This is a genomic window from Gordonia liuliyuniae, from assembly GCF_021739025.1.
In the GTDB taxonomy this organism is placed as follows: Bacteria; Actinomycetota; Actinomycetes; order Mycobacteriales; family Mycobacteriaceae; genus Gordonia; species Gordonia liuliyuniae.
On sequence record NZ_JAKKOT010000006.1, the window covers coordinates 306,232 to 325,896 of the forward strand.

14 protein-coding genes are annotated in these 19,665 nt (G+C 67.4%); 8 read left to right on the forward strand and 6 right to left on the reverse strand.

The genetic code is table 11. From position 1 onward, the window contains the following. The first annotated feature begins 23 nt into the window (after window positions 1–23). Genes L5G28_RS14650 through poxB form a run of 4 tightly spaced genes read left to right on the forward strand, consistent with a single transcriptional unit; the run spans window position 24 to window position 7,096 of the window. Window positions 24–722: a DUF6319 family protein gene (locus tag L5G28_RS14650; RefSeq protein ID WP_237002164.1), complete on the forward strand. Its 699-nt coding sequence runs from the start codon at window positions 24–26 to the stop codon at window positions 720–722. Continuing rightward, window positions 715–1,878 carry an MFS transporter gene (locus tag L5G28_RS14655; protein ID WP_237002165.1) on the forward strand — a complete coding sequence of 388 codons (1,164 nt, stop codon included), beginning with the start codon at window positions 715–717 and terminating at the stop codon, window positions 1,876–1,878. Before L5G28_RS14650 ends, L5G28_RS14655 begins: the two co-directional genes overlap by 8 nt. Window positions 1,879–1,914: 36 nt before the next feature. Next, window positions 1,915–5,304, forward strand: a complete 3,390-nt coding sequence (locus L5G28_RS14660; protein WP_237002166.1) for a DEAD/DEAH box helicase — start codon at window positions 1,915–1,917, stop codon at window positions 5,302–5,304. A 58-nt stretch (window positions 5,305–5,362) separates the two neighbouring features. Then, complete coding sequence (poxB, locus tag L5G28_RS14665) at window positions 5,363–7,096, forward strand: ubiquinone-dependent pyruvate dehydrogenase (protein ID WP_237002167.1); 1,734 nt, start codon at window positions 5,363–5,365, stop codon at window positions 7,094–7,096. An 11-nt stretch (window positions 7,097–7,107) separates the two neighbouring features. Here the strand turns inward: poxB and L5G28_RS14670 are convergent, their stop codons facing one another. Genes L5G28_RS14670 through L5G28_RS14680 form a run of 3 tightly spaced genes read right to left on the reverse strand, consistent with a single transcriptional unit; the run spans window position 7,108 to window position 10,287 of the window. Further along, window positions 7,108–8,517 (reverse strand): acyl-CoA synthetase, encoded by a 1,410-nt coding sequence (locus L5G28_RS14670; protein WP_237002168.1) that lies wholly within the window; start codon window positions 8,515–8,517, stop codon window positions 7,108–7,110. An 11-nt stretch (window positions 8,518–8,528) separates the two neighbouring features. Next, window positions 8,529–9,797, reverse strand: a complete 1,269-nt coding sequence (locus L5G28_RS14675; protein ID WP_372477240.1) for a deoxyguanosinetriphosphate triphosphohydrolase — start codon at window positions 9,795–9,797, stop codon at window positions 8,529–8,531. Continuing rightward, window positions 9,793–10,287, reverse strand: a complete 495-nt coding sequence (locus L5G28_RS14680; RefSeq protein ID WP_237002264.1) for a cold-shock protein — start codon at window positions 10,285–10,287, stop codon at window positions 9,793–9,795. Before L5G28_RS14680 ends, L5G28_RS14675 begins: the two co-directional genes overlap by 5 nt. Before the next feature lie 219 nt (window positions 10,288–10,506). Here L5G28_RS14680 and L5G28_RS14685 point away from each other — a divergent pair, with 219 nt between their 5' ends. Next, a complete protein-coding gene (locus tag L5G28_RS14685; protein WP_237002170.1) occupies window positions 10,507–11,490 on the forward strand; it encodes an ATP-binding cassette domain-containing protein in 984 nt (327 codons plus the stop codon). A 2-nt stretch (window positions 11,491–11,492) separates the two neighbouring features. After that, on the forward strand, window positions 11,493–12,305 hold the full coding sequence (locus L5G28_RS14690; RefSeq protein WP_237002171.1) for an ABC transporter permease: 813 nt from the start codon (window positions 11,493–11,495) through the stop codon (window positions 12,303–12,305). Here the strand turns inward: L5G28_RS14690 and L5G28_RS14695 are convergent. Both L5G28_RS14695 and L5G28_RS14700 read right to left on the reverse strand, forming a co-directional pair. Further along, a complete protein-coding gene (locus tag L5G28_RS14695) occupies window positions 12,284–15,394 on the reverse strand; it encodes an ATP-binding protein (protein ID WP_237002172.1) in 3,111 nt (1,036 codons plus the stop codon). The genes L5G28_RS14690 and L5G28_RS14695 overlap by 22 nt on opposite strands. A gap of 106 nt (window positions 15,395–15,500) precedes the next feature. Continuing rightward, window positions 15,501–16,241 carry a hypothetical protein gene (locus L5G28_RS14700; protein WP_237002173.1) on the reverse strand — a complete coding sequence of 247 codons (741 nt, stop codon included), beginning with the start codon at window positions 16,239–16,241 and terminating at the stop codon, window positions 15,501–15,503. 197 nt (window positions 16,242–16,438) lie between these two features. Here L5G28_RS14700 and L5G28_RS14705 point away from each other — a divergent pair, with 197 nt between their 5' ends. Both L5G28_RS14705 and L5G28_RS14710 read left to right on the forward strand, forming a co-directional pair. Then, window positions 16,439–17,344, forward strand: a complete 906-nt coding sequence (locus L5G28_RS14705) for an alpha/beta fold hydrolase (RefSeq protein ID WP_237002174.1) — start codon at window positions 16,439–16,441, stop codon at window positions 17,342–17,344. Beyond that, a complete protein-coding gene (locus L5G28_RS14710; RefSeq protein WP_237002175.1) occupies window positions 17,341–18,192 on the forward strand; it encodes an SDR family NAD(P)-dependent oxidoreductase in 852 nt (283 codons plus the stop codon). The genes L5G28_RS14705 and L5G28_RS14710 overlap by 4 nt, the downstream gene beginning before the upstream one ends. A 6-nt stretch (window positions 18,193–18,198) precedes the next feature. Here L5G28_RS14710 and L5G28_RS14715 read toward each other — a convergent pair whose 3' ends face one another. Then, window positions 18,199–19,611 (reverse strand): WS/DGAT/MGAT family O-acyltransferase, encoded by a 1,413-nt coding sequence (locus L5G28_RS14715; RefSeq protein ID WP_237002176.1) that lies wholly within the window; start codon window positions 19,609–19,611, stop codon window positions 18,199–18,201. Window positions 19,612–19,665: the final 54 nt, after the last annotated feature.

A 19,665-nucleotide genomic window follows, 5' to 3' on the forward strand; every position in this document is an offset into this window, starting at 1 on the left:
AACTCCACGAGAAGGACCAGCCCATGCCTCCGCGCCGCCGCTCGACCCCCGGGCCCGAATCGTTGACCCCAGAATCGTTGACCCCAGAATCGTTGACCCCAGACGACCTGACCAAGCTGGCCACCGCGTTGGCCGACGGACGACGAGCCACCGTGTACCTCCGTGAAGCGGTTCCCAGTCTCGGCCTCGACGCCGGAAGCTCCGCGAAGGTCGTGTCGATCGCGGGCACCACAGTCACCGTCCGTCCACGCGGTGTCGACGACGAACTCCCGTATGAGGCAGACGAACTGCGGATCACCAAGACCGCTCCCCCGCGGCCGGAGCCGGCGAAGAAGCCCGTACGTCGGAAGGCGTCGACCACTCCAGCCTCGGTGAGCCCAGCCCCGGTGAGCCCAGTCCCGGCAGCCGCCGAACCGGCGGCGAAGCCGCGACCGCGCACCCCCAAGAAGGCGACGCAATCGTTGACCGTCACGATCCACGGCAACGCCGACAACGAGTGGTCCGTCGCATTGACCCGCGGAGCGAAGAAGCCTCAGCGATCGCGCCCCGTCACCCCGGAGTCGGTCGACGCGGCGATCCGCGAACTCGGTGACGCCACCGCCCGCGACGCCGTCACATCAGTGTTGAACGCAGCCCGCGAAGAGGCCCAACGCCGCGTCGAAGAACTCAGCCGTGAACTGGCGGCCGCCAAGGAAGCCCTCGCCGCCCTCGAGAATGCCTAACTCATCCAGACGAGACCTGCTCATCGTCCTGGCACTCCTGTTCACCACCGGATGGGCGACGAACCATTTCGTCTCGATGATGCCCGTCCTCCACGACGATGTGCACATCTCCGACGCGGCACTCGAAGGAGCCTTCGCGATCTACGCCGTCGGACTCCTGCCCGGCCTCCTCACCGGCGGAGGGCTCTCCGACCGCATCGGACGCCGCCGGGTCGTCCTCCCCGGCGCGACCGGCGCCGCTCTCGGCAACCTGTTGATGCTGCTGTGGCACACCGAACCCGGAGTCTTCGTCGGACGTTTCGTCGTCGGTCTCGGTGTCGGACTCGCTGTCAGCGCAGGCACCGCATGGTCGGCCGACGTCGGAGGCACCCGTGGAACCGTCCTCGCGGGAATGACCCTCACATCCGGTTTCGCGGTCGGACCGCTCGCCTCCGGGCTCATCGCCCAGTTCACCGACGGCGCCGCACTGGTCGCTCCGTTCGTCGTCACCGTCGTCGCATCACTGGCGGCAGTCGGTGCGGGGTTCTGGACCTCGGGGGCATCGGCTCCGCTCGACCTGCAGAAGCCACTCTCGGCTGCGCCCGACCACCAGCAGAAGAGCTTGGCCCGAGCGCTTCTCACGGGAATCCCGATGTCGCTGTGGGTGTTCTCCGCAGTCTCCGCGTCGGTGGTGACGATGGCCGGCCGGATGAGCGGCTTCTCCGGCCCGTGGGTTCCCGGCGTCGCCGCAGTTCTCGCGCTCGGATCAGGCGTGGTCAGCCAGACCCTCGCGCGACGCGCCGGATGGGGTCCGCGCACGGGCATCGCAGGTGCACTGCTGGCCGCGGCGGGATTTCTCACCGTCGCAGCCGGAGGCTCCAACCCGTCGCCTGCCGCGTTCCTCGTCGCGTCGATCGTCCTCGGCGGTGCGTACGGCCTCTGCCTTCGCGAAGGCCTGCTCGACGTCGAGACGTACGCTCCCGCCACACGACGTGGACTCGCGACCGGCGTCTTCTACGTCGGCACATACCTCGGGTTCGGTTTGCCGCTCCTGATGCGCGCCATCGAGCCGTCGGTCGGCATTGTCGCCCCGCTCGTCGTGATCGCCGCACTCGCCGCCGCCTGCGCCGCGGTCCGCACAGGCCAGATCAGGTCCGGCCTCCTGGCCGGGCGCTGACCGGCCACGCCCCACCCCCGGATAGGCTGCACAGCGATGGCCACCGCCCACTGGACTCCGCAGCAGACGTCGCAGATCCTGTCGTTCTTCGACAAGGGAAGCCTGTCCCGCGGCCGCGGCTACGCGCGGGCCGGGCTCGTGCACTCGATCGCCTGGTCCGGTAATACCCTGTCGGGCCGATCCGAAGGCAGCGGCGGAAAGACCTACGCGTGCAGAGTGAACGCCGTGTTCGACGGCGCACGCGCACAAGTGACCGCGACCTGCAGCTGCCCGGTCAGCATCTACTGCAAACACTGTGTCGCCCTCATCCTGACGGCGACCGACGCCAGCAAGTCGGAAGCGCTGCCACCGGCGCAGCCCCCGAGACCGCCTGCCGGAGCTCTCGAGCTCAGCCGCTGGCGGACCCTCGTCACCGAGATCACCACGCCGGTGAACACCGCCGAGTCGGCCGTCGACCGTGGACCGGAACTGCCGCTCGCCCTCCAGTTTTCGCTCGACCTCGATGCTCGCGGCAACCGTCGCGTCTACGTGCGTCCGATGACGCACGGAGCACGTGGCAGATGGGTCGCGTCACGGGTCACGTGGAAGTCGCTGCTGACCACGCGCCGCCCCGGCGACAACCACGACCCCGCAGCGCTCGCCCTCCTCGTCGACATCGGCGGGATCCTCGCCGCTCGCACACAACGGTCCACCCCGCCGGACACGCTGCCGGTGTCGTCAGCACCATCGCGGATCTGGCCGGTCCTCGCCCAAGCCGCCGATGCCGGTATCGAATTCATCGGCACAGGCGGTTGGGGGCAACCGCAGACCGTCGCGTTCGACGCAGGCATCACGACGGGGCTCCGCGTCGAACGGATGCAGAATCACCTCAACGTCGGAGTCGAAGTACTCGTCGGAGGTCGGGCCGCCGCACCCCCGCACGTGCATCTGATCGGCTCCCCGCGACCACACGGTGTCGCCGTCCTCGTCGACCGCCATCTCAGCCTCGGCCCAGTGGCGACCCTGACGTCGTCGGAGGCGAGGCTCCTCGCCGACCGCACCACCGTCACCGTCCCCGCTGACGAGGTCGACGAGTTCCGAGCCTCGCTCGACCACCCGTCCGCAGGTCGAGCGATCACCTTCGGCGACGATGTTTTCCCGCCGACCGACGTCGACGGTCCACACCCCGTCCTCGTCGTCGACTTCTCCGAGCACGGCGCCACCACACGGTGGGAGGCCGAGTACACCGCGGACGGCGAGTCGATACGTGCCGCCGCGGACGACCACACGAATCCGCGCCAGGTGCGGCGCCGCACAGACGAACAGAAGATGTGGGCTGCACTCGGCCCCGAACTCGCGATGGTCGCCGAGGTGTACGGCGACTGGTTCGACGAAGCCTCCGAACATCTCCTGCGGCGCATCTATCAGTCACCGCGACGAGACGAGACGACCGAACTCGTGGAACTTCAGCGACGACTCGCCGAAACTCCGACCGTCGCAGCCGCATTCGGTCTGCTCCCGGTCGACCAGTTCGTCCGCGAATGGTCACTCGATCCGATCGAGGCCGCAGTCCTGTCCGGCGACGTCCTTCCCGAGCTCGTCGCGGGCGGCAAGGTGAGTGTCGACGTCTTCGGCGACCAGCCCGACTACCGGCGCCCCGACGAGGAACCGACCCTGCGGTTCAGCGGCGATGCGACCACCGACTGGTTCGACCTGTCGATCACCCTCGACGTCGACGGACGGCAGCTGCCGATCGGCGACGTCATCGCCGCGCTCGCCCGCGGCGACACCCACATGCTGCTGCCGGACGACACCTACTTCCCGCTCGCCACCCCCGCACTGACGACACTGCGCGAACGTCTCGACGAAGCCCGCGAACTCGGGGATCTCACCGGCGACGGCGTCTCGTCGTCGACGCTCAACGTCACGTTGTGGGAGGAGCTGCTCGAACTCGGAGTGGTCGACGAACAGCTCGCCGAGTGGAAGTCTCGTCTCACCGCGCTCGCGACCGCGAAACCGCCCACCCCGATCACCCCGCCGAGCGACCTGAACGCCGACCTGCGCGGCTACCAGCGCGACGGCCTCGACTGGCTCACCTTCTTGTGGGACAACGGACTCGGCGGCATCCTCGCCGACGACATGGGTCTGGGTAAGACATTGCAGACCCTCGCCCTGTTCCAGCACGTCATCGACGACGACCCGGACGCCCGCTTCCTGGTGGTCGCGCCGACCTCGGTCGTCGGGAACTGGGCGGCCGAAGTCCGGCGCTTCGTTCCCGGACTGCAGGTCGTGACCGTCCCGTCCACCGAGAAACGTGCAGGCCGCGCCCTCACCGAGCAGGTCGGCGACGCGCAGATCGTCGTCACCTCGTATGCGCTGCTGCGGATCGACTACAGCGTGTTCGCCGAACTGGCGTGGTCGGGGATGGTGCTCGACGAAGCGCAGTTCGTGAAGAACCACGCGTCGAAAACCCATCAGGCGGCGCGACGTCTGCCCGCACGGTTCAAACTCGCGATCACCGGTACGCCGCTGGAGAATCGGGTGATGGAATTGTGGTCGCTGGTGTCGATCGTCGCACCGGGCCTCTACAGTTCGCCGAGAACGTTCAAAGAACATTTCGCCGACCCGATAGAGAAGGGCGAGGAACCCGAACGACTTGATGTCCTTCGACGACGTCTGCGTCCGATCATGTTGCGCCGCACCAAGGGACAAGTCCTCGCGGATCTGCCCGCAAAACAGGAGCAGTTGCTTCCCCTCGACCTCGGCGCCGAACACCGCAAGGTCTACGACCGATTCCTCGCCCGCGAACGCCAAAAGATGCTCGGCCTCCTCGACGACTGGGAAGGCAACCAGATCAGGATCCTGCGGGCGCTGACCCAACTCCGCCAACTCAGCCTGCACCCGGGGTTGGTCGACGAACAACATGCGGCGCTCGAGTCGACGAAGATCACCTATCTGGCCGAACAGATACCGACCCTGACCGCCGAAGGCCACAGCGCACTGATCTTCTCCAGCTTCACCGGATTCCTGCGACTCGTCGCCGCTCGGTTCCAGCGCGACGGAATCGAGTACAGCTACCTGGACGGCACCATGTCCGCGACCAAGCGCGCCGAACAGATCGAGCAGTTCATGGCCGGTGACACCGGCGCGTTCCTGATCAGTCTGAAGGCGGGCGGTTTCGGCCTCAACCTGACGGCAGCCGACTACTGCTTCATGACCGACCCGTGGTGGAATCCGGCGGCCGAAGCACAGGCCGTCGACCGCGCCCACCGTATCGGCCAGCAGCGCGCCGTGACCGTCTACCGCATGGTGTCGACCGGCACCGTCGAAGAGAAGGTCGTCGACCTGCAGAACCGCAAGCGCGAACTGTTCGATGCACTAATCGACGACGGCGCGGCCTTCTCCGGAAAGATCACCGTCGCCGACGTGCGCGGCCTGTTGGAGTGACCCGGCGGTTCAAGCGAGCGCGTGTTGGCGCGGCGAAGGCGGCGTACCTTTGGATGCCATGAGCTACACCGTCGCTGACCTCATCGTCGAGACCATCGAAGCCGCCGGAGTGCAACGGGTCTACGGCATCCCCGGAGACTCACTCAACGGGTTCACCGATTCACTGCGCGAACATCCGCGCGTCGGCTGGCAGCACGTCCGCCACGAGGAGGCGGCCGCGTTCGCGGCGTCGGCCGAAGCCTCGATGACCGATTCGCTCGCAGTGTGCGCGGGCAGCTGCGGGCCCGGCAACCTCCACCTGATCAACGGCCTGTACGACGCACACCGTTCCCGGGTACCGGTACTCGCGATCGCCGCGCAGGTCCCCGGAGCGGTGGTCGGCACCGGATACTTCCAGGAGACGCACCCGGAGAGCATCTTCGCCGAATGCAGCGCGTACTGCGAGACCGTCAACACCGTCGACCAACTGCCGTACGTCCTCGATATCGCGATCCGCACCGCCGTCGAGCAGCGCGGCGTATCGGTCCTGGTGATCCCCGGAGAACTGTTCCTCACCGAGTTCGAGCGACCGGACCGTGTCGCACGGATCCGTGCCGCCCAGTCGGTGGTCCGGCCGAGCGAGGAGTCGCTGGCGATCGCGGCCGCGCAACTCAACGAATGCGACCGTGTCACGATTCTCGCGGGCGCAGGCGTGCAGGGCGCCCACGACGAGCTCGTCGCTTTCGCCGACGCGCTACAGGCGCCGATCGTCCACGCCCTGCGCGGCAAGGAGTTCGTCGAGTACGACAACCCGTACGACGTCGGGATGACCGGGTTGCTGGGCTTCTCCTCCGGCTATCGGGCCGTCGAGCACTGCGACACGCTGGTCATGGTCGGCACCGACTTCCCGTACTCGCAGTTCCTGCCGTCGGACGCGTATGTCATGCAACTCGACATCCGCGGCAACCAGATCGGCCGACGTACCCGCGTCGACCTTCCGCTCGTCGGATCTGCTCACGACACGCTGCCCGCACTCACCGCGTTGATCAACCCCGATCGCGATGGCAAGCACGCCTCCAAGTCGCTCGACCACTACCGCCGCACCCGTGCCTCGCTCGACGACCTGGCCACACCGTCCGACCCCGGCGACCCGGTCCACCCGCAGTATCTGACCAGACTCGTCTCCGACGCCGCCGACGCCGACGCGGTGTTCGTGCCGGACGTCGGTTCGCCGGTCGTGTGGGCATCCCGCTATCTGAAGATGAACGGACGGCGACGGTTGATCGGGTCGTTCAGCCACGGCTCGATGGCGAATGCGCTGTCGCAGGCGATCGGTGTGGCGTCGGCCTGCCCCGACCGTCAGGTTGTCGCGCTGGCCGGCGACGGTGGGCTGTCGATGCTGTTCGGCGAGCTCTTGACCCTCGTCCAGGCGAAACTACCGGTCAAAGTGGTCGTGTACAACAACTCGTCGCTGAACTTCGTCGAACTCGAGATGAAGGCGGCGGGCTTCCTCACATTCGGCACCGATCTGGAGAACCCCGACTTCGCGCGCGTCGCCGACGCCATCGGGGTCCGAGGCTTCCGCGCGATCGACTCGCAAGATCTGGCGCAGACCGTCGAGGACTTCCTCGCCTACGACGGTCCCGCGCTCCTCGATGTGCGAACGGCCCGGCAGGAGTTGTCGATTCCGCCGTCGATCTCCGCCGCCCAGGCGAAGGGCTTCGCCCTCTACGCGTTGCGAACTGTCATGTCCGGTCGCGGCGACGAACTCCTCGACCTCGCCGAGACCAACCTGCTCAAGCGTCTGTTCTGAGCCAGTCGCGCCTACAACTCGCTCAACAGTGCCTTCTTCTGGACCTTTCCCATCGCGTTGCGCGGGAGCTCATCGACGACGCGAACTTCGCGGGGACGTTTGTGGGCGGAGAGTTCCGCAGCCACCGCGTCGATGAGGTCGTCGGGCCGAGCAAGGTCGCCGACGACGAACGCGACGATGCGTTGTCCGAGGTCCGGGTCGGGCACCCCGACGACCGCGGCCTCACGAACACCGGGCTGCGACACCAGCACGTGCTCCACCTCCCCCGCGCCGATCCGGTAGCCGCCGGACTTGATCATGTCGACCGACTCTCGGCCCGCGATCCGATGGAATCCGTCGGCGTCGATCGCCGCGATGTCGCCGGTACGGAACCAGCCGTCGTCGGTCGTCACCTTCGCGGTCGCTTCCACATTGCCGAGGTAGCCGTCGAACACGGTCGGCCCGGTCACCTCGAGTTCGCCGAGCGTCTCGCCGTCGTGCGGAGCCAGCCGTCCATCCTCACCTCTGATCCGCGTCTGCACACCGGCGATCGGCTCACCGACCCACCCCGGGCGTCGCTCACCGTCCGCGCGGATAGACAGCGTGATCACCGTCTCGGTCATTCCGTACCGTTCCACGGGCGCCGTGCCCGTGAGTGCGGTGAGCTTCTCGAACACTGGGACGGGCAGTGGAGCGCTCCCGGACACCAGGAGCCGGGCAGACGAGAGTGCTCGTGCCGCAGCCGGATCGTCGCATATTCGGCTCCACACGGTCGGCACCCCGAAGTAGAGGCTCCCGCCGGCTTCGGCGTAAGCGGCTGGTGTCGGGCGCACGGTATGGATCAGCGGCGAGCCGACGCGCAGCGCACCGATCATCCCGAGGACCAGACCGTGCACGTGGAAGAGCGGGAGCCCGTGGACCAGCGTATCGTCGGCGGTCCACTCCCAGGCGTCGGCAAGTCCGTCGATGGACGCCGCCAACGCGCGACGCGGGAGTCGGACACCTTTCGGCTTCCCCGTGGTCCCCGAGGTGTAGACGATCAGGCCGACGGCCGCCTCGTCCGGCTCGTCGAAGACAGCATCGCCGCGCGCCCCGACATTGATGTCGTGGCGCGCCAAATCCGAGCCGCCGTCGGCGTCGACGTCGGCCGCGCACAGCCACATCTGGGCACCGCTGTCACGCAGGATGTACGCACGTTCGGACTCACCGGAATCCGCCGGGACCGGCACAGCGGGCACCCCGGCCAGGAGCGCCCCGACCACGGCGACGACGGTCTCCATGCTCGCGGAACCGTTGACCGCGACGGCGTCCCGGCCTGCGACGGCCTCCGCGACCACCGAGGCCGCGCCGAGCAGTTCCCGGCGAGTCAGAGCGACCTCGCCGACGCGCACTGCGTCCCGATCGAGATCGTCGGCGAGCGACGCCAACAGTGGTCCGTACACGCGATCCTCCACTAACCCAGGTGTGCCTGCACCTCGGCACTCGATTTGTCCAAGCGTTCCAGTCGTCCTTCGGTCATGGACGCGATCTGATCGACGACGACGCGCACCTTCTCGTCGTCGTTCTCCGAGCGTTCCCAGCGGGCGACGAAGAACGGGTCGAGACCGCCCGGCGACGTCACCAACAGCATTTCGGCGACCCGATGGATGCGTTCGCGCTGACGGTCCTGCCGTGCGCGGTGACGCGGATCGGAGAAGATGAAGCGCAGCGCGACGGTCTTGAGGACCGCGACCTCGGCGGCCACATCGTCGGGGACAGACAGGTCGGCGTCGTACCGGCATACCGGCCGGTCGTCGACCACCGCGCGCGTCGACGCGATCGTGGTGGTCGCGAACCGACCGATCAGTTCCGACGTGAGTCGTTTCAGTCGGACGGACGAGTCGAGCGAGCCGTCGTACTCGCCGAGCGCGACGAAGATGTCCATCTCCGACAGGCGTTGCGCGGCATCGACGAGCGGGGCGGGATCGTCGCCGCCGAAGTACTTCATGCCGAGCTCTGCGAGCTCGGTCTGGTCGTCACGAGAACCCAACTGGCGCAGATCGATCCGTCCGCCGATCACACCGTCCTCGAGGTCGTGAACGGAGTAGGCGACGTCGTCGGACCAGTCCATGACCTGTGCCTCGAGGCAGCGGCGGCCCTCAGGGGCGCCGTCGCGCACCCACGCGAGTGCGGGCTCGTCCTCGACGTACGCACCGTACTTGCTGCCGGGAGCCTGACGCGACCACGGATACTTCAACGTCGAATCGAGTGATGCGCGCGTCAGATTCAAGCCGGCACTCTCGCCGTCCGGCAGCAGCGCTTTCGGCTCCAGTGCCGTCAAGATCCGCAAGTTCTGGGCGTTGCCCTCGAACCCGCCGTGATCACGCGCGACCTCTTCGAGCGCACGTTCGCCGTTGTGCCCGTAGGGCGGGTGACCGATGTCGTGGGCGAGCCCGGCCAATTCGACGAGATCCGGGTCGCAGCCCAGACCGACCGCGATACCGCGGCCGATCTGGCCCACTTCCAACGAATGCGTCAGTCGCGTGCGCGGGTTGTCACCCTCACGCGGACCGACGACCTGCGTCTTATCTGCGAGACGCCGCAGCGCTGCCGAATGCAGCACTCGGGCGCGGTCGCGCGAGAAGTCGCTCCGATGCTCGGCGGGTGAATCGGTGTCGGCGAGCTTGCGCCCTTCGACCACCATCCGCTCCACATCGTGGGCGCCGTACGCGGCCGAATTAATCGTTCGACCACCCGCGCGAAGCAGCCAAGTCGAGGATCCGCGAGCGGATCGCGGTGATCTGGCGTGCCGTCAGGTCCGGCGACGAGTCGAGCAACAGCTCGGTGATCTCGTTCGACAGCGGGCCGCCCGCGTGGCGTGGACGACGCGGCGCACGGTCGTCGCGGGCACCGCGGTCGTTGCGGTCGAAACGGTCGCGACGATCGCCGCGATCCCGGTCGCCGAACTTGCCGCGGTTGTCGTCGCGGCGATGAGCCCGCTCCGCAGCGGGGTCGCCCGCCGGAGCCTCCTCGGTCACCTTGACGTTCGTGGCCTTCGAGCCACGGTCGGTGCTCTCGACGTCGAATTCCACGACCGCGCCCGGGCGCAGCAGGTTCTCGTCGATGCTGATGTCGTTGATGTGCAGGAACACGTCGTCCCCGCCCTCTTCCGGTGCCAGGAACCCGAACCCGCGATTCGAGTCGAAATGCACAACCTTGCCGCTGACAGCCACCACAAACTCACTCTCTGTCGAACGTCTCCATCACGGACCCCTTGCCCGTGCGACGATCACTGCCGTCTACTATGCCTCATCCTGGCTCCTGCTCGTAGCCGAAACACATGGCCTAGACGCGGATCACGTTTGGCGATCCGAACGCCGAGCGAGATCCGTGTAAGCACACGTCAGTCCGACGACAGCGCCGTGTAAGAACCGGGGCGCATCGTCGTCGGCATGACTACGACACTCTCGGCACAGACAGCCGCCGCCAACCAGGGCCCGGCCGCGGATCTCGCGATCGACGCACGCGGCCTCGTCAAGCGATTCGGTTCCACGAAAGCGGTCGACGGCGTCGACCTCGCCGTCCCGCCAGGCTCGGTCTACGGCGTCCTCGGCCCCAACGGCGCGGGCAAGACCACGACGGTCAGCATGCTCGCCACCCTCCTGCGCCCCGACGCAGGCAGCGCGAGCATCTTCGGACACGACGTCGTCCGCGAGGCCGTGTCCGTGCGTTCGCTGATCGGCGTCACCGGACAGCACGCGTCGGTCGACGAAGACCTCAGCGCTCGACAGAACCTCATGCTCTTCGGGCGCCTCCTCGGTAAGTCGCGCACCCAATGCCGTTCGCGTGCAGACGAACTCCTGGCCAACTTCGCGCTCGAGGAAGCCGCGGACCGGCCGTTGAAAGAGTTCTCCGGCGGCATGCGACGGCGCCTCGATCTGGCCGCGAGCCTCATCGACACGCCGCCACTGCTGTTCCTCGACGAGCCGACCACCGGACTCGACCCGCGGACCCGCGCCCAGATGTGGGAGACGATTCGCACGCTCGTCGCCGACGGCTGCACCGTCCTGCTCACCACCCAGTACCTCGACGAAGCCGACCAGCTCGCCGACCGGATCGCCGTCATCGACCGCGGCCGGGTCATCGCCGACGGCACCGCCGACCAACTCAAACAATCGGTCGGAACCAGCACCCTGACCATCACGCCGACCGACCGCGACCATGCACCCGCGGTAGCCGAACTCGCCGAGGCGGTACTCGGTGAGGTCGCGGTCCTCAGCGCCGAAGCCGCCCGCGTCACCGCACCGTTGCACCGCCAGGACCTCGTGCCCGATCTCCTCGTCGGGCTCCGCGACCGCGGCATCACCGTCGACGAGATCGCCGTCTCCAAACCGAGTCTGGACGAAGTGTTCCTGACCATCACCGGAAAGAACTGACCATGACCACCACTCTCATCGCGACCGACACGATCCGCGAACCTCGACGTTCGGTGACTCTCACCGAGACCGTCCGCCAATCGTTCTCATTCGGCTACCGCGGCCTCATCAAGATCGCCCGCAACCCCGAACAGCTCTTCGACGTCGTGCTGCAACCGATCATCTTCACGCTGATGTTCACCTACATCTTCGGCGGAGCGATCAGCGGCGACATCGCGAGCTATCTGCCGGTGATCATCCCCGGCATCCTCGTCCAGACGGTCATCACGACGTCCATCGTCACCGGAACGCAACTCCGTGAAGACATGAACAAGGGGGTGTTCGACCGGTTCCGGTCCCTGCCGATCGCTCGGATCAGTCCGCTCGCCGGCGCTCTCCTGGCCGACGTCGTCCGCTACCTGATCGCCACCGTCATCACCTTCGCGGTCGGTTTCGCGATGGGCTGGCGACCCGAGCCGCTCGGTGTCCTCGGATCGGTCGTGCTCGTCCTCATCTGCAGCTTCGCCGTGTCGTGGATCTTCGCACTCATGGGCTGCCTGGTGAAGAAGGCCTCCGCCGTGCAAGGCGTCTCGATGTTGATCATGTTCCCACTGACGTTCATGTCCAACGCTTTCGTTCCCGTCGACACCATGCCGGGCTGGCTGCAGAGCTTCGTCAACGCGAACCCGATCAGCCATCTGATCACCGCGATCCGCGAACTGTGCAACGACGGCCACGTCGGCACACACGTCGTGTGGAGCCTGGTGGGCGCAGCAGTCCTGACCGCCGTGTTCGCGCCGCTCGCGGTCCGTGCCTACATCCGCAACGCCAAGTAGCCGAGCGCTTCGTCGAGAGCTCGTCTGCGCGCCAACCGGTGCGCGGACGAGCTGACCCGTTGCCATTCGTCGGCGTCGCACCCGGACAGGTTCTGCGCGTCGACGAGCAGTTCGTGAAGCGCCGGATAGTCGTGCCGCGCGCCGAGGCGCAACGCCAACGCCATGCAGCGTGCCCCGACCGCGTCGCCGGGCGACGCGATGCACGCGAGCACGCCGACCGTGAATACGACTCCGGCCGTCTGGGGAACGTCGATCCATCCGATGTCGGCGGGTGCGAGGGCTCCAGCGAGCCCGTCGACGTACTGCTCGGCACGGTCGCAGGCGCCGACGCGGATCAGCCCGGCGATCGCCGCGGTCACGGTGCTGAGGACTCCCGGGTCCAGGTGCACGGTGCTCTGGCCGCCCACTAACAGATCTGCGGCACGACACAGCAGCGCGGCGACGGCTTCGTCTGACCCGGTTCCGCTGATCCGCTGGTATTCGGCGAGCACCGTCATCGTCCCGGCGACCGACTCGGCGCTCCCCTGCGGTGTCGGGTCGTCCGGCTTCCAGCCGTCGGTCAGCTCATCGAGACGCGCTCGCGCCCCGTCGACGTCACCGAGCGCCAACAGAGTCGCGACGATGTAGACGCCGACCTGCTGTGCGTCGTCGTCGGCTCCGAGTTCGGCGAAATGCACGGCGGTCCGCTGATACAGCTCCAGCGCCCTCGCCCACTGCCCCTGCTGCCCGAACAGGCTCGCCGTCGTCATGTCGGTCATCGCGGCAGCGAACGAGTCCGGCGCCCCGGCCGCCGCGGACACCTCGAGGCTGTCGCGCAACGCCCCGTCGAGATCGCCGATGTTCTCCCGCACATTGAATCTGATGCTCAATGCCGCCCAACGAACCAGGTCCGGACGTCCGGGCTCCAAGGCCCGCAACATGATCCGGTAGGCGGCGGACATTCGCCGCGCCAACAGGACCGCGGTGACGAACTCTGTCGGGTCGGTGTACGTCATCTCCGGTCTGTGCAGACGGCGCAGAATGCACATCGCCCGCCCGAGAGTCCGCCGAGCAGCGATCGGCATCAGGTGCACCGCCGACACGACAGCCGTCAACTCCCACGCTTCGTGGAGTTCGCCGACGTCCCCGGCCGGGATCGGCAGCACCTCGACCACACGCACCGCCCACGACGCTGCTTCGGCGTGCAGTCCGCGGCTCGCCCAGAACGCGGCGATCACCGGGAAGACGGTCACGATCGTCTCGGCGTCCGAGGTGTCGAGCGCACGGCGCAGCACCCACACCAGGTTCTCGGCTTCGGCCGCCGTCTCGGAGACGAGTACCCGATCGGGCTCCTGCCGGTACCGTTGCCGCAGGTCGTCACAGACCAGTCGCGCCCACTCCGCCATCGCCGCGACGACGGTCGCCGTCTCCCTGGCATCGTCGAGACGTTCTTCGCCGAACTCGCGCACCATCTCGAGCATCCGATATCGGGTGCGTCCGCCGCCTTCGTGAACCTGCAGCAACGACTGGTCCACGAGAGCGGTCAACGCGTCGGTCAACGCCACTCCCGACATACCGGCCGCATGTTCGGCTGAGACCGTCGAGAAGCCGTTCGGAAACAGGCACGTCCGGCGCAGGACTGCCCGAGCCTCATCGTCGAGCAAGTCCCAACTCCACTCGATGACGGCCTCGAGTGTGCGGTGGCGGTCGGGGGCAGTACGGTCGGCCGACCGCAACAGCGCGAACCGTTGGGTGAGTCCTGCGACGATGTCGTCGACACCCATCACCCGGATTCGTGCGGCAGCGAGTTCGATCGCCAGCGGCAGTCCATCGAGTTGGGCGCACAGCATCGCAACGGCGTCCGGGTCGAGGACGATGTCCGGGCGCACCGAGCGGGCCCGCACCGTGAACAGTTCGACAGCCGCCGAGGCCGCCCCCTCGGTCTGCAGTACGGGAAGCTGATAAACCTGTTCGGCCGCGATGAGCAGCGGCGACCGGCTCGTCACGAGGACGCGCAGGTCCGGCAGTGTCGCGATCAGCTCGCTCGCCAGCGCGGCGGCCCCGTCGATCACCTGCTCACAGTTGTCGAGGATCAGTAGGGTGTCGCTGCCGCGAAGCGCGTCACCGAGCCGCTGAAACAGGTCGCCGACTAGTCGCGGCACCGCGCTGGTCCGCACATCCGATTCACCCACTCCCAGTGCTGCCGCGACAGCGCCGACGAGGTCGGCCGCGTCCCGCACCGCCGCGAGCGGCACGAAGTACACCGACGTCCCGCCCGCCGAGAAGACGTCGCCGACCGCGGATGCGATCGACGTCTTGCCCACCCCGCCATGGCCCTGCACCGTCACGACCCGGTGCTCGGCGACGAGCCGGGTCAACGCGGCGAGGTCGTCGTCGCGGCCGATGAGCGAGTCGGTCCGCAACTTCGGGGTGCGCGGCCCGGAGTTCGTGATGCCGGTGAGCAGTTCGGCGTTGAACGCCGTGGCCTCGACTCCGGGGTCGGCGCCGAGTTCCTCGGCGAGCGCGCGCCGCAGCCGCGCGAAGACGGCGAGCGCCTCCGACGGCCGTCCGCCGCCGGCGAGCGCACGCATCCACATGACGTGCGCCGCCTCGTCGATCGGGTCGGCTTCCGCGCGCGCCGCAGCGATCTGTTCGGCCGTCGAGTAGTCGCCTGAGGCGAGCGCGTCGTGCATGCGACGGTCGTCGATTCGCGCGCGTAGGCGCTCGGCGTCCGGACGCACCTCGTCGACGGGCTCGCCGCGGAAGAACGACACCGCCCCGTTCGGATCGCCCTGCGCCAGAGCCTGTTCGGCGAGGACCAGGTCGGTGGTCGCGCCCTCGAGTCGGTACCGTCCGTCCGATCCACTGATGGAGACGAGCGTCCGTAACCGGGATATCTGGGTGTGCAGAGCCGCCTGCGGCGACTTCGGTGCGTGCTCGCCCCATACGTCGTCGATCAGTCGGTCACTCGAGATCGGCCGGTCGGCCGCCGCCAAGGCGACGAGCAGGCGCTTGGCCCGCACTCCGGGCACGTCGCGTCCGTCGACGGTGACCGGCCCGAGTAGCCCGATCACCTGCACGGCACGCGGATTCGGGGTGTCGGACGGCATCGAGGTCAAGCGTAGTCCGCCCGCGGTCGCAGAACATCGCGGCGACGTTCAAGTCGTGCCCGGGACCTTCGTGGCGGTGGCCCCGGGCACAGAATCGGTGTCCTCGCTATTTGGCGGTCGCGATGCCCAGCGACGGGAAGAAGAAGCACGTCGCGTCGCCCTTCTTCACCGTTCCGTAGATCGCGGAGAGGACGGTGCCCGCACCGGTGTCGACGAGACCGCCGCGGACACCGTTGGACGGGAGGATGTTCAAAGCGGCCTTCAACGGTGAAACCGCACCGTCCGCGAGGGCCTTCGGCACGCCGCTAGCCGCAACTCGCTTCGCCACCGCGTCGAGGATGGTGTCTGACAGGCCTCCCATGGGTTCACCGAGTCCACCCTTGAACGTGTTGACGTTGAACCAAGCCACACGCATCCCGGACTTGTCACCGGAATCGTTGATAAGACCCACCGGCACGAATCCGTACAGAACCTCACCCTTCTTCACAGCGTTGAGGTCATATTTCGGAAGAGGCAACGGGCTTGGGTCGACAGTCAAATCTCCGATGCCCGGGGTGTACGGCCCGGCCACTGCCCCGCCCAACGCCAGCGGGAACGTGAAGTCCGTGCAGGCTCCGATGGTCGGGGTGAACGGCGTGATGCCGAGCTGTTTGAGGACAGCGTTCGCGGCTGCGATGCCGTTGATGACGCTGGCGGCGTCGTGGGGTTGGGGCTGAATCGAGTCGAGCGCGGCCTTCGCGGCGACGGCATCAGTGCTGGGTGCGGCCTGCGCGGCAGGCGCCCCGACAGCACCGGCGAGCAGGGCCGCGCTCGCCGCCACAGCGGCGAGTGCCAGACGAATCTTCATGGGAGCTCCTGAGAATGGGAATGCGAGCGGGAGAGCAGCTCTCGCCTGCAACTAAACACCCGCACATTCTCAGGTATCTCTCAATAGCGGTGATTAGCCCGTTTAGAGGACACGCGGCTCCGCTGAAACAGCGGACCATCTGTGGCATAGTGACCCGGACTAGAACTTGTTGCAGTTCAATGGTTCAAAGGGGCTCCATGGCGAAGCAGCGACGCGACCTGGGCACTCGGCTGCCCGCTTCGGTTCGTATCCCGACGATCGACGTGCCCGACGGCCGAATGCTGCATCTGCCCGGTCGCGGCACCACCTTCATCACTGACACGCCGGGCCCCGCCGACGACGCGCCTGCGATCCTGCTGCTGCACGCCCTGTCGACCACGGGACGCCTCAGCTGGTTCCCCAGCATCGATGCACTGTCACAGCGGTTCCGTGTCATCACCATGGACCAGCGACTGCACGGTCGCGGGATCCACACCGACTCGTTCACCCTCCAAGACTGCGCCGACGACGCTGCTGCCGTCCTCGACGAACTCGGCATCGACACGGCGATGATCGCCGGCTTCTCCATGGGGTCTCTGGTCGCGCAACTCGTCTGGCGGGAGCATCCGAACCGGGTCGGCGGACTCGTCCTATGCGCGAGCGCGGACCGGCTCCAGTCGAAGTTCACCGAACGCCTGGTTCACCAGAGCGTCAGCGCATCGGTGCTCGCCACCCGCCGACGCAGTCTGGAACGGCGCCGCGACTTCGATCAGATCGAGCCGCGCAACGACATCCACCGATGGGCACTGTCCGAGTTCCGCTCCACCCGGCCGCTCGCGGCGGCGCACGCCCTCGCTGCGATCGGCCGCCACCACAGCAGGCCGTGGATCGGCGAGATCGATGTGCCGACGGCCGTCGTCGTCCCGTTGCGCGACAGGGCGATTCCGCCGAAACGTCAAAGGGAGATGGCCGCGCGGATACCCGGTGCGACGCTCCACGAAGTAGACGCGGGCCACGCGTGCTGCGTGATGAACGCCGACGCGTTTGTACCCGTCCTGACCGAGGCCACCACCACCGTTCTCGCCCGATGGACTGAGAACCGATCGCTAGGAGAAGCCCCGTGAACACGCCAAGGATCGCCGTCGTCACCGGAGCGTCCCGAGGCGCGGGCAAAGGCATCGCACTCGCCCTCGGCGCCACCGGCGCCACCGTCTATGTGACCGGTCGGACCACCACGACGGGCGAGTCCGCCCTGCCCGGAACCGTCGCGGACACCGCGGCCGAGGTGACTCGCCGCGGCGGGACAGGCGTCCCGATGATCGTCGACCACGCCGACGACGCACAGGTGGCCGCCCTCTTCGAGCAGATCCGCTCCGACCACGGACGAGTCGACATCCTCGTCAACAATGCGATCACGCTGCCGCCCGCCCTCACGAAGAAGGGGCCGTTCTGGCGCAAGCCGCTCGACCTCACCGACCTGTTCGACGTCGGGATGCGATCGGCGTACGTCGCCACGTATTACGCTGCTCCCCTACTCGCTCCCGGCGGGCTGGTCGTGAACACGTCGTCGTTCGGCGGTACCGCCTACATGCACGGACCGGCATACGGTGCGGGCAAGGCCGCTGTCGACAAGATGGCGCACGACATGGCCGTCGACTTCCGGCCGTTCGACGTCGCCGTCGTCTCCCTGTGGATGGGTTTGCTCAAGACCGAGCGAACGGTGGCGGCTTTCGACGCGAACCCTGAGATGTACTCCGGCCTCGCGGCAACAGCCGAGTCGGTCGAGTTCCCCGGCCGCATCATCGACGCCCTGCACCGCGACCAGGGGCGCATGGACCGCAGCGGACGCGTCCTGGTCGGAGCCGAACTCGCGCAAGAGCTCGGCGTCGTCGATGTGGACGGCAATCAGCCGCCGTCCCACCGGCCCTTCCTCGGCGACCCCCCGACGTTCAGCGACGCCGTCATCGAATAGATCGGGTCAGCCAGCGCCCTGGCTAACCGCATCCGTCAACTTCTGCAGTTCCTCCGGGAAGTGGACCACCAGCTTCTCCGGGTTCCGCACGCTCTGCTTGGCGGCGATGATGCCGACGTGGACCACGCCGTTCTTCGACAACACGGTGACGTTGAGCCCAGCGCCGTGCATGACCGGACCCAACGGATACATGCCGACGATCTCCGCGCCGACGAAGTACAGCGGCATCGGCGGGCCGGGCACGTTCGAGATCACCAGGTTGTGGATCACCGGATGCTTCTCCGCCAACCGCATGCCCGCGTAGGCGCGCATCGCGAGACCGAACGTCCGCGGCGCGGCGAACTCCGCCCAGTCCTGCAGGGTGTCCGCCCCGATCGCCTTGTGGTGATTCTTGGCGTTCTTGTTCGACTCAGCCATTGACGCGAGTCGCTCCATCGGATCTTCGATGTCGGTACCCAACCGCATGAACAGCGCGGACACTTTGTTCGCGCCGTTCTCCCTTTTGGACTCCTCGCGCACCGACACCGGCACCGACGCCATGAGCGTGGTGTCCGGCAACTCACCGCGCTCCCGCAGATACTCGCGAAGTGCGCCGCCCGCGACGCTCAACACGATGTCGTTGACGGTGGCCCCCGTCGCCTTCCGGACCGCCTTGATGTCGTCGAGCGACAGGTCGGCGATCGCCACCGTCCGATGGCCGTCGATCGTCCCGTTGAACGAGGTGCGAGGCGCAGTGAAGGGCGGGGCCATCGTCGTACCCGCGCGAGCCCGGCCGATCGTGTCGGAGATCAAGTCGATGGACGGCTGCACCAGCTTCGGCAACGCTAGCGGCCGACCGAGCGTGTCAAGCACGCTGCGTCCCATCAACTCCAAACCGCCCGGCCCCTTCTCGTTTCGGCCCAGGTCGGCCGGGGCCAACGCGGGTGAATCCGGTTCGAGGCTGCACAGGTATGAGATCAGGTTGGCACCGGACGCACCGTCGACCGTCGAATGATGCATCTTGGTGATGACGACGACTTCTTCTCTGCCGTCACGGTTGTGGTAGCCCTCGATCACGAGCATCTCCCACAGCGGCCGCCCACGGTCCATCGGCAGCCCGGCGAAGTGTCCGGCGATCTCCATCAGCTCGTCGTAGCCCGCCGGTGCGGGCAGCGCCATCCGGTGCACGTGGTGGGCGATGTCGAAGTGGTCGTCCTGCACCCACACCGGATGTCCGAGATCGAGCGGGACGCGGCGGAGGCGACGCGTGAATGGCGGCAGCTTCTTCACACGCTCCTCGAGCGTCGCGCGAAACTCCTTGTACGAGTAACCGTTCGGCATCGTCGACGTGTCGAGGACGATCACCGCGCACACGTGCATCAGTTGCTCGGGGGTCTCCAGATACAGAAAGCTGGCGTCGAGGCCACTGAGACGATCCATGGACGTGGACGATACCGCAGAAATAGAACATGTTCGCTCGCTTGACCTGGAAAC